General features: G+C 59.3%; 7 protein-coding genes, 1 tRNA gene and 1 pseudogene. 8 read left to right on the forward strand and 1 reads right to left on the reverse strand.

The window, feature by feature from the left end:
- The first annotated feature begins 30 nt into the window (after positions 1 to 30).
- From V5B39_RS13740 to V5B39_RS13775, 8 genes and pseudogenes are all read left to right on the forward strand, one after another.
- The gene (locus V5B39_RS13740) at positions 31 to 1,242 is read left to right on the forward strand and encodes a PilT/PilU family type 4a pilus ATPase (protein ID WP_332343453.1); all 1,212 of its coding nucleotides are present in this window, start codon (positions 31 to 33) and stop codon (positions 1,240 to 1,242) included.
- A complete protein-coding gene (gene dapE / locus V5B39_RS13745) occupies positions 1,229 to 2,398 on the forward strand; it encodes a succinyl-diaminopimelate desuccinylase (protein ID WP_332343454.1) in 1,170 nt (389 codons plus the stop codon). The genes V5B39_RS13740 and dapE overlap by 14 nt, the downstream gene beginning before the upstream one ends.
- Positions 2,391 to 3,284 (forward strand): 50S ribosomal protein L3 N(5)-glutamine methyltransferase, encoded by an 894-nt coding sequence (prmB, locus tag V5B39_RS13750; RefSeq protein ID WP_332343455.1) that lies wholly within the window; start codon positions 2,391 to 2,393, stop codon positions 3,282 to 3,284. Before dapE ends, prmB begins: the two co-directional genes overlap by 8 nt.
- 35 nt (positions 3,285 to 3,319) lie before the next feature.
- A complete protein-coding gene (locus V5B39_RS13755; protein ID WP_332343456.1) occupies positions 3,320 to 3,949 on the forward strand; it encodes a GDSL-type esterase/lipase family protein in 630 nt (209 codons plus the stop codon).
- Between the two features lie 76 nt (positions 3,950 to 4,025).
- A complete protein-coding gene (gene pepN / locus V5B39_RS13760) occupies positions 4,026 to 6,662 on the forward strand; it encodes an aminopeptidase N (protein WP_332343457.1) in 2,637 nt (878 codons plus the stop codon).
- 148 nt (positions 6,663 to 6,810) lie between these two features.
- Positions 6,811 to 6,887 (forward strand) — tRNA-Arg (locus V5B39_RS13765).
- Between the two features lie 551 nt (positions 6,888 to 7,438).
- Positions 7,439 to 8,475, forward strand: a pseudogene (locus V5B39_RS13770) (IS630 family transposase).
- Positions 8,476 to 8,852: 377 nt separating this feature from the next.
- Positions 8,853 to 9,539: a hypothetical protein gene (locus tag V5B39_RS13775; protein ID WP_332343458.1), complete on the forward strand. Its 687-nt coding sequence runs from the start codon at positions 8,853 to 8,855 to the stop codon at positions 9,537 to 9,539.
- Between the two features lie 829 nt (positions 9,540 to 10,368).
- Here the strand turns inward: V5B39_RS13775 and V5B39_RS13780 are convergent.
- A complete protein-coding gene (locus V5B39_RS13780) occupies positions 10,369 to 10,977 on the reverse strand; it encodes a hypothetical protein (RefSeq protein ID WP_332343459.1) in 609 nt (202 codons plus the stop codon).
- Between the last annotated feature and the right edge of the window lie 550 nt (positions 10,978 to 11,527).

Below are 11,527 nucleotides of genomic sequence, written 5' to 3' on the forward strand. Positions count from 1 at the left end.
CGCATCGATTCCTGAGCCGGCGGCGAGCGAATGATTCTCGACAAGCTCTTTCATGTGATGGCCGACCGGCGCGCCTCGGACATCTTCATCTGCGCGGGTGCGCCGATCCACATCAAGATCCAGGGCACCACCGTACCGGTCAATCAGCAGATCATGGCGCCGGAGATGATCGAGAAGATCGCCACTGAACTGCTGAGTCCGGAACAGGCCGCGACCTTCGAAGTGACGAAGGAGATGAACCTTTCGTTCGGCATCGCCAGGCTCGGCAATTTCCGCATCAATCTGTTCCGGCAGCGCGGCTCGATCTCGATCGTCGTGCGTTATGTGCTCGGCAACATCCCGGCGCTCGATACCCTGGGGCTACCGTCGGTGCTGGCCGACCTGGTGATGGAAAGACGCGGCCTGGTTCTGATCGTCGGCTCGACGGGTTCGGGAAAATCGACCACCCTGGCGTCGATGCTCGACTATCGGAACGGCAGTTGTACGGGTCACATTCTCACCATCGAGGATCCGATCGAGTATCTGTTCAGGCACAAGAAGTCGCTGGTCAACCAGCGCGAGATCGGCATGGATACCCTTGGCTGGGAGCACGCCCTGAAGAACGCCATGCGGCAAGCCCCCGACTGCATCCTGATCGGTGAAATCCGTGACATGGAAACCATGCAGGCGGCGCTGGCCTACGCACAGACTGGCCACCTCTGTCTCGGCACGCTGCATGCCAACAACAGCTATCACGCGCTCAACCGGATCATCAACTTTTTTCCGATCGATGGCCGGAGTGCCTTGTACATGGACCTTTCGGTCAGCCTGAAGGCCATCGTTTCGCAGCGTCTGGTGAAGAAGAAAGATGGACAGCAAACGCCGGCGGTCGAAGTCTTGCTCAACAGTTATCATGTGCAGGAACTGATCGAGCGAGGCGACATCCCGGCTCTCAAGGAAGCGATGGAACAGAGTCTCGCACCAGGGTCACAGACCTTCGAACAGGATCTCGTCCGACTTTACCGCAGCGAATTGATCACGCTGCAGGAAGCGATGCTCCATGCCGACTCACCGACCAATCTGTCCTGGCTGATCAACAACTTCGAAGCGACCGGCGCATCAGGAAACGAAGAAAGGCAGCGGCACGAAACCGTGTTCGATCTCTCCGCAACCAACCCCAGCAGTCCGTCATACAAGGAGTTTACGCTCAGCCTTGACGAAGCCGAGAGCGCAACCCAGGAAGCCCGAGATGGCAAGAAGTGAGGGTGCCGAAGCAGCGACTCGTGATGCCACGCTGGCCTTGGCCGAGCAACTGATCGCTTGTCGCTCGATTACTCCCGAAGATGCCGGTTGCCTGCAGATCATCGCCAAACGCCTTGAAGCCGTCGGTTTCCACTGCGAATTCATGAATCGCGGCCGTGTCAGCAACCTCTGGGCACGCCGCGGCGACAGCCGCCCGCTGCTCTGTCTGGCCGGCCACACCGACGTGGTCCCGAGTGGCCCCCTGGAACAATGGCATAGCGACCCGTTCCAGCCCGTGCAAAGAGGCGGCCTGCTGTATGGACGCGGCGCCGCCGACATGAAGGCTTCTCTGGCTGCTTTCGTGACCGCCGTGGAGGCTTTCGTCGCCGCTCGTCCAGCCCATCGCGGCTCTCTCGCCCTGTTGCTCACTTCCGATGAGGAAGGCGACGCCATCGACGGCACCGTCGCCGTTACCGAGGCGCTGCAGCGGCGTGGTGAGCTGATCGACTACTGCATCATCGGTGAGCCGACGGCACTTCATCGCCTCGGCGACATGGTCAAGAATGGCCGGCGTGGCTCGCTCTCGGGAAAACTGACCGTCAAGGGCGTGCAGGGTCACATCGCCTACCCCCATCTGGCGAAAAACCCGATCCATCTGGCCGCGCCGGCGATTGCCGAACTGGCGAACATCACCTGGGATGACGGCAACGAGTTTTTCCCGCCAACCACTTGGCAGGTTTCGAACATCCACGCCGGCACCGGCGTCAGCAATGTCATTCCCGGCCGTGTCGAGGTCGACTTCAACTTCCGCTTCGGGACTGCCAGCACTCCGCAACAACTGCAGACCCGCCTGTGCGCGCTGCTCGAGCGGCATGGGCTGGATCACGACATCGTCTGGACGCTGGCGGCCCGGCCCTTCCTGACCGGCCGTGGTGCCTTGATCGACGCCGCACTGCTGGCGATTCGTGCGGAAACCGGTCATGCCGCCGAGCTGTCGACCAGCGGCGGGACCTCGGACGGCCGTTTCATCGCCGAAATCTGTCCGCAGGTGCTCGAAATTGGCCCAGTCAATGCCACCATTCACCAGGTCAACGAATGCGTCGAGGTCGCTGCCCTGCGGCAACTCGCCACGATTTATCGGCGAATGATCGAAGCGTTGTTAAACCCCGATGTTTGAACAGGCCCAGACCGAACTGTCGACGCTGCGCGACCTGCTGCGCTTCGCGGTCAGCCGCTTCAACGAGGCGAAACTGTTTTTCGGACACGGTGCCGACAACGCCTGGGACGAAGCCGCCTATCTGCTGCTGCACAGCCTGCACCTGCCCCTGGAACGACTCGAGCCTTTTCTCGACGCCACCCTGACCAGTGACGAACGGGCCGCCGTGCTGCGGGTCATCGACCGCCGCATCCGGGAGAGGCTGCCGGTCGCCTACCTGACCAACGAGGCCTGGCTGGGCGAATATCGTTTTTATGTGGACCCACGGGTGATCGTTCCGCGTTCGTTCATTGCCGAGTTGCTGCGCGAGCGACTGACGCCCTGGATCGACGATGCCGACGCAGTGACTGCCGTTCTCGACCTCTGTACCGGATCGGCCTGTCTCGCGATCCTGGCGGCACACGCTTTCCCGGCAGCATGCATCGACGCCGTCGACCTCTCTCCGGAGGCACTCGCAGTGGCGCGGCGCAACGTCGACGACTACGATCTCGCAGCGCAGATTCGGCTCGTCGAAGGGGATCTCTTCGCCGGTCTCGGGAGCAGGCGCTACGACCTGATCATCGCCAATCCACCCTACGTCAATGCCGTATCGATGGCGACCCTTCCCGACGAATATCGACACGAACCCGAACTGGCGCTGGCCAGTGGTCCAGATGGACTCGATCTGACGCGTGCAATCCTCGCCGGCGCGCGCCAGCATCTGCGACCAAACGGTCTGCTGGTCGTCGAGATTGGCCACAATCGCGATGCCCTGGAAGCCACTTTTCCAGCGACGCCCTTCACCTGGCTCGACACCAGCGCTGGCGATCAGTATGTCTTCCTGCTGCATCGCGACGAGCTGCCGTGATCCGAAGGTCGCGATCGCTGCCCGATTGACAGGCCATGAATCGCCTTCGCCTGCTGCTGTTCGCCATTTTCCTCTGCGCCGGCTGCCACGACTCGGCGCGACTGGCATCGCTGCCGCCAGGCAGCCGGGTTCTCGCCCTCGGCGACAGCATCACCTTCGGTAGCGGCGCCGCTCCGGGCGAAGACTATCCGGCTCGACTCGCGGCGATCAGCGGCTGGCAGGTCCATAACGCCGGTATCCCCGGCGACACCGCAGACGCTGCCCACGCGAGAATTCACGCGGCGATTGCCCAGACCCGGCCAGCGCTGGTGATCGTCGAAATCGGCGGCAACGACTTTCTCCGAAAGCGCCCGGAAGCGGCCGTCAAGGATGATCTGCGCGCCATCGTCGGCGCCATCAGGCAGTCCGGCAGCCAGGCCGTTCTGGTCGCCGTGCCCAGGCTCTCGCTAATCGGCGCGGTAACCGGCAGGCTACCCGATTCGGCGATCTACGCCGAGCTGGCCAACGAAGAAAAACTGCCGCTGGTCGAAGGCGTTCTCGCCGCCATTCTCTCTGACCCGACGCTGAAGGCCGACCCCATCCATCCCAACGCCGAAGGCTACCGCAAGCTCGCTGACGGCATCGCCGAGCAACTGCACCGCGCCGGCCTGCTGAACAGGCCCTGACCCAGCGCACCCGCCGACGCCTTGACCGATCGTCATCGCCAGACCGGAACGACCGGCAGAAAGACATGGACATCAGATGAAAACCGAAACCCCGCAGCTCATCCATCGCCAGGATTACACACCGCCACCCTTTCTGGTCGATCATGTGGACCTCGACGTGCAGTTCCACGCCGACGCCGTCCTGGTCACTAGCCACCTGCAATTGCGGCGCAATCCGGCGGCGGCCGGGCAGTCGCTGCAACTCGACGGCCATGGGCTGGCAACACTGTCGGTCGCCGTCGATGGACAGCCGCTCGGCGCAAACGACTACACCTGCACCGACTCGGCGCTGACCATCGATAACCCGCCGGATGCGCTGCTGTTGAGCACGCTGACGCGGATCGAACCCGACCACAACACCAGCCTTTCCGGACTTTTTCGATCGAAGGATGGCTACTTCACGCAATGCGAGGCACAGGGTTTTCGCAGAATCACCTGGTTCCCGGATCGCCCGGACATCATGTCGCGCTACACCGTCACCCTGCACGCCGACAAGGCGAGCCTGCCGGTGCTGCTGGCGAACGGCAACCCGGTCGGCAGTGGTGACGAAGGACTCGATCGCCACTGGGCAAAGTGGGAAGATCCGTTTGCCAAACCCTGCTATCTGTTCGCTCTGGTCGCCGCCCGCCTCGAAGTGCTGCGCGATCGTTTCACCACGGCCAGCGGGCGCAGCGTGCAACTGGCAGTGTATGTCGAGCCCGGCAAGCTCGACCAGTGCGCGCACGCGATGGATGCCCTGCAGCGCGCGATGCGCTGGGACGAGGAAACCTTTGGGCTCGAATGCGACCTTGATCACTACATGATCGTTGCTGTTGGCGACTTCAACATGGGCGCGATGGAAAACAAGGGCCTGAACATCTTCAATACCAAGTACGTTCTTGCCCGTAGCGACACCGCCACCGATGGCGATTACCAGAACATCGACCGTGTCGTCGCGCACGAGTACTTTCACAACTGGACCGGCAATCGTGTGACCTGTCGCGACTGGTTTCAGCTCTCACTCAAGGAAGGACTGACGGTCTTCCGCGACCAGGAATTCGGCGCCGACATGCACAGCCGCGCGGTTACCCGCATCTGCGAGGTCCGCGCCCTGCGCGCCACGCAGTTTCCCGAAGATGCCGGCCCGATGGCGCATCCAGTACGCCCCGATTCGTACATCGAGATCAACAATTTCTACACCAGCACCGTCTATGAAAAAGGCGCCGAAGTGGTGCGCATGATCCAGACGCTGATCGGCAGACCAGCCTTCCGGCGCGGCATGGACCTCTACTTCGAGCGTCATGACGGTCAGGCCGTGACCTGTGACGATTTCGTCGCTGCCATGGCCGATGCCTCGGGAGTCGATCTCGCACAGTTCAAGCGCTGGTACGACCACGCCGGCACGCCGCGGCTGCGCGCCCGCGGCAGTTATGACCCGGCCTTGCAGCGCTACCGGCTGACGCTGTCGCAGTCGCGGCCAACGGCACCTGACGGGCCTTTCCACATCCCGGTGGCGATCGGCCTCAACGGTCCGGACGGCGCCGACCTGCCGCTGCGGCTGCTGGGAGAAAGCCTTTGCGCCGAACGCGGCCGGACCACGCGCGTTCTCTCACTAACGGCCAGCGAACAGCAGTTCGTCTTCGAAGATCTGCCGGTAGCCCCGATCCCCTCGCTATTACGCGGCTTTTCAGCGCCGGTGATTCTCGATTACGACTGGCGAAATGAAGATCTGAGCCACCTCCTCACCCACGACAGCGACCCCTTCAACCGCTGGGAAGCCGGACAGCGCCTGGCCAGCCGACTGATCCTGGCCGCCGCCGAAGACCTGAACGCCGGCCGGCCGGTGCACTGGCCACAGAGCTTCGCTGCCGCCGCCGCGCAGGTTCTTGCACAAGCCTCGGCAGACCCGGCTTTCGCTGCCGAAGTCCTGACGCTGCCCGGCGAAGCGACGCTCGCCGAGGAAGTCGAAACCGTCGACCCGGATGCCCTGCACGCAGCCCGCAATGGTCTGCGCCGTTTCCTTGCCAAACAACTCCACGGCGAGTTGCATCAGTGCTACGAGTCGCTGCTGCAGCCAAACGGCCCCTACCAGCCGACCCCCAGCGCCGCCGGCAGGCGCGCACTGCGCAACCTCTGCCTGGGCTATCTCAATGAACTGGATGACGCCGAAATGCGAGCCCTGGCGCTGCGCCAGTTTACGTCAGCCGACAATATGAGCGACCAGTTCGCCGCCCTCGGTACGCTGGCCCAACATGACTGCCACGAATCCACAGAAGCCCTGGCCACTTTCTACGAGCGCTGGCATGACGAAGCGCTGGTGGTGGACAAGTGGCTATCGGTACAGGCGTCAAGTCGCCTACCCAGGACATTGGCAACGGTACGGCGCCTGCTGAGCCACCCTGCTTTCGACCTGCACAATCCGAACAAAGTCTACGCACTGATCAACACCTTCGGCAACAACCACGTACGTTTTCATGCTGCCGACGGCAGTGGATACCATTTCCTCGCGACCCAGATCGGCCAGCTTGATGCCCTCAACCCGCAGGTTGCCGCGCGCCTGACCCGGCGCTTCGATCGCTGGCGCAAGTTTGACGCGACCCGGCAGGGGCATGCGCGCCTGGCACTCGAAAGCCTGCGGGCAATCGACGGACTGTCATCCGATGTCCACGAGATCGTCGGACGCGCACTGGGCTGAACCCGGATCCAGTCTCGCCGGGTCCGGCGACCGATTCGAGCCAGCATGCCAGGGCAGAACATCCGCCCAGGCCACACCTGGCAGTGCCAAAATAGTGCTTGAGTGAGGCGAACCGGCTGGGTATAATCTCGCCCTCAAACATGGCAAGGCGCCCGTAGCTCAGTTGGATAGAGTACTTGGCTACGAACCAAGGGGTCGGGCGTTCGAATCGCTCCGGGCGCGCCAATGGAATCAAGCAGTTAGGCCAATCTTCGGGTTGGCCTTTTTGCTTTTTGGGGTGCCAGGGTACAAGTTGGGGTACAAGTCGGCGGAAGTCACCCCAGATTTGTACCCTGAAACCGTTACAGCTAACCGGCTTGGCAGGTTAGCCCCCGCGACCGTCAGGCCAAGAACACAAGCCAAGGCTTGCCCCCAGGCCCCCACACTGCTCCCACAAAGCCCGATCGACAGCAAGCGGATACTTTTCCCTAGTGGGGTATCCATACAAATGCGGCGATGCTAGCATTCCCCGATGAATGCTCTTCTACCGGCTTCTTCAGCAATCGGTTGCTATGCACCCGATGTCCTTTCGTGATCTCGTGGCCAACCCAAAGCCAAGGAAGTCGGGGAAAAATCGGCCCGTACCGCCCGGCGCCGCACAGCACCATCGTCGCTACACGTGCCAACCCAATCAAATCCTTGGCGTAGCTATACCGAGCACGGTCACAGAATACTTAACTTCATGCGCCAGCTGCTGGTAAGATGAAGCGATTGTTTTTCGCAGAGGGGGTGAGGCCATGCTCAGACTGGATTTTACGGAAGCGCAAATGCGGGCTTTGGATTCGGCGCGATTTCACCATCAGCACCCGCGGGTACGACGGAAGATGGAAGTCCTATGGCTGAAGAGCCAGGGGCTGGCGCACCAGGACATTGCCCGGCTGGCGGGTGTCACGGGCAAGACTATGCGCAGGTATTTTCAGGAGTACGTTGAGGGCGGCTTCGAGGGGTTGAAGGAATTGCATTTTCGTCGGCCGCAAAGCGAGTTGTTGTCGCACCGGGAAGCGATCGTGGCGTATTTTCGGGATCATCCGCCGGCGTCCATCCAGGAGGCAGGGGCGGCCATCACCCGCTTGACGGGCTTGACCCGTTCGCCCACCCAAGTGCGGGTTTTCCTGAAAGAGAAGTGCGGCCTGAAGCGCCGGAAGACCGGCACCTTGCCGGCCAAGGCGGACCCAGAAACCCAGGAGACTTTTAAAAAAACGACCTCGAACCACGTTTGGCGCAAGCCCAGGCCGGCCAGCGCGCCGTCTTCTTTGTAGACGCCGCGCACTTTGTCCTCGGCGCCTTCGTGTCGGTGCTTTGGTGCTTTTCTCGGGTCTGGGTCAGGGCGCCCTCCGGTCGCCAACGCTTCAACGTCCTGGGCGCACTCAATGCCGTGACCAAACAGGTCATCACGGTGACCCATGCCACTTACCTCCATTCCCTGAGCGTCTGCGAGTGGCTCGACAAGTTGGCGGCCTTGCCGCTGAACCTGCCCATCACGGTCGTCCTGGACAATGCCCGTTATCCTTGCGGCGAACTCGTCAAAACGCACGCCGAGAAACTTCACATCGAGTGGCTGTTCCTCCTCAGGTACTCCCCCAATCTCAATCTCATCGAGCAATTGTGGAAGTTCGTCAAAAAGCAGTGCCTGTATGCCAAGTACTCCCCCAACTTCAGTTCCTTCATGAACGCCATCCAAGGTGGCCTGGACGATACCCATACCATTCACCAAACGGCTCTGAACTCCCTCTTGAGCCTCAACTTTCAAACCCTACAGAAAGCGCAGTTGTGACCGCGTACGGTATAGATCGCCGCATCTGTATGGATACCCCATTTTCCCTATGTCTATTCCCGTGACCGTGGCAGGCAAGGGCAGGGGTTCGCGCCGTGACCCTGCCACGGCACTTGACTTTGCCGTTACAGTGTAACCGGCTTGGATTCGGGGCAGGGCTGGAAGATTGCCCTTGACCGTGGCAAGCAAGGGTCTACGGCTTGGGGGCTGCCCTTGGCTGACGAGGTAGCTTTTTCTAAACGGGGTTCAGCCTGCGACTGACCCTATGCCCTTCAAGAAATTTTCACCACTTTTTCAGTTTTGAAATACATTGGCATGGATTGCGCTTGCCGCCAGCAAGGTCTATGATTGCCTTTCGATACTTGGGAGGGGTTGAAATGCGCAATGGTTATCGTTTTGTGCCGCTTATGCTTCTTTGTCTTGTAGGCGGTTGCCAGAAGGAATCCCAGCCCTTTACCCAGGTAGAAAAGAAAGAGGCAGCGCAGGAAGTTACCACGCAGCCAAAGCCTGCGGTAGTTCAGGCTTATGATGGACCATTTGGCTTACAAGAAGGGCTATCGGCAAAGCAGTTAGAGGCGATGGGCATAACACTGCATAGCGAAAATGACGGGGTATATACAACTGGTAAGCTATTGAAAGAACACAGCAAGTTTAAGGAGTTTACGTTAGTCATTTCAGAGAAAGAAGGTCTATGCAAGATAATAGCGATCAGTGAAACGATAGACACGGACAGTTTTGGTGTGGAATTGCGCAAGACATTTACTGCGCTAGAAGATCAGTTACAAGATGTTTACGGAAAACATAAAAGATTTGACTATCTCATGCATGGCAGCTTATGGAAAGAACCGCAGTACTGGATGATGGGATTGTTAAAACAAGAAAGATCCTTATCTGCCTATTGGGGAACGGATAAAGGATCAACAATGAAAAATAACGTTGACGGCATAAATCTAAAAACAATAGCCTTAACCAATGACAAGGGAGTTATATTACTTACATATGAATTCGATAACATTGCTCTGTGCTTAAAAAAAAGAAAGGACAAAGAAAAGGCAGCGCTATGACTTGGCAGCTTATCCCTTTAAGGCGACAAGCAAGCCCTGCAAGGACGCCAACCACTTCAGCATAGCCACTCCCCCCAAGCTCCGCATACCATGCCTGTAACCGCGCATGGCGGACTTGCGCTTGCCGTCTGTAGTCAAGGGGCCGACATGGTGCCCCCTTGCGTGTTCCCACAGTTGCAGGGCTTCAGCTTGCGCTTGCAGCCTTGCGATTTCATCTACACTCAAGCGCTTGGGCATCTTGTCTCTTCTCCGTCAATTGGTGGATTGCCCCTAAACAACCTTGCAGCGCTTTCTGACAGTTCAGCGAAGCCTTGCACAGCACTGCACTATGGTCTACCCGTGGTTCCTTTGCCGCCCTTGCCGCAAAATGCAGCCACAAGGCTTCAAGTAGGGAGGATTGACGAGTCAAGGAATCAAGTATCTCCTCGTCGGGGCACTCATGCAGGGCGCGGCTATGTTCCGCCAACGTGTCGAAGGCGTCGACGGGTAGGATGCCATCGCCGGACAAGGCTGCAAGGACTTGGCAACTCGCCGCTACGGGGTCAAGGGCAAGGGCCTGTTTGCGGGCGGGGCGGGGCGAGGGTTGCAAGTTTGACTCGGGCGGGGCAACGGCTGCAAGCCTGCCCGTGTGCGTTTCATGGTGCATGGCGGTTCTCCGGTTTGATCGTGCCGGATGCGCTCCGGCTTGTGGTGTGTCGGGGTTGACGGTGTGTTCGGCTGGGGGGGTAGCTAAGAGGGGGGATAAGGGGATAGGGGGGGTTAGTTTCTACCGTTCACGCGAAAGAGAAAGTAAACCTATGTATACGGGGGCGGGTCGGAAACAAACCCCCTATCCCCCTAACTTTCCCACTTCGTCGTCAGCATCGTTCACGGTGTGCGTCCCCGATGCTCCCTCCCCACAACAAACTACTCGCCAACGTACCGAACCACCGACCTTGCCTGATTCTATCAATTTCCTACCGTTAATAACCCTATCTCTCCGGTTTAACAGTATTCTTCCAATGCTGGTAGTATTCGGGACTGATCCCCTCGAATGCGGAAAGTACGCAAGTAAATTATCCGCCATGTCATCCCGAATATCATCTACTCCGGCACCTTGTCGGCGACCGGCCAGATAGTCTCTGCATTCTTTCGCTAAATCCGCAGCTTTGAAACAATTGCCATCCATCAACACATGCAAACCACGCAGAACGGCGCCCCATTGCTCGGTTTCAGGATCGACCCCCATGCCATCCGCCGATATGATCGAGTGCGCCGGATCACCCAACCCGCCTAATCCTGCCGCCTTGGCTATGCCTGACTCCTGTAGCCAAACCACAGGCCCGCGAACAAACTTTGACCAGCCCGGAAAACCCGTCCCGCCCTTTGTCTCCGGACTTCCTGCGTTTCGCCATCCTTGAAGAATTACCAGTATGGACCTGACGATTTCAAGGCGCATTTCCCTAGCCTTGTCCGGGGGTTCAAAGGGGAAGGACAGCGTTTGTGGACACTCTATCCCGTGGTCAAGCCGAATACGTACAAATCGCCTAGCCAAATCCCGATCTAGCGAAGCGTTATTACCTGTCGCCAAAAGAGCGAACCGACAAGGCCCCAAGTAATTGTCATTGCTGCCTAATATGCGCTCATTAACGATGCCACTTGAAATCATTGTCGCCAGGGCAGAACTTCGCCAAGTGCCCGTCACATTGTCAATGATCCAACATGGCGGGGCGTTTCGCGCAACAGTCACAATCTGTTTCTTCATTTCCGTTTCAGCATCCCCCCCGCCAGCATGCGCTGTTACTCCTATATACTCGCCAGTGATAAGGGTTCCCACAGCCTGCGCCGCTACAGTCTTGCCCGATGCCTGTACGGGGGCTTCAAAGGGCATTGGTGTAGTATATCGGCATAATCATCGGAGTGATATCCCGTATGTATATATTCCTGGCTTTCGGCATGCCCTCTCTCTTTTTTCCGCCCTTCGTCATGCAGCAGGCGCAATTTGCCCT

Origin of the sequence: Accumulibacter sp. (genome assembly GCF_036625275.1) — a bacterium.
Classification (GTDB): domain Bacteria; phylum Pseudomonadota; class Gammaproteobacteria; order Burkholderiales; family Rhodocyclaceae; genus Accumulibacter.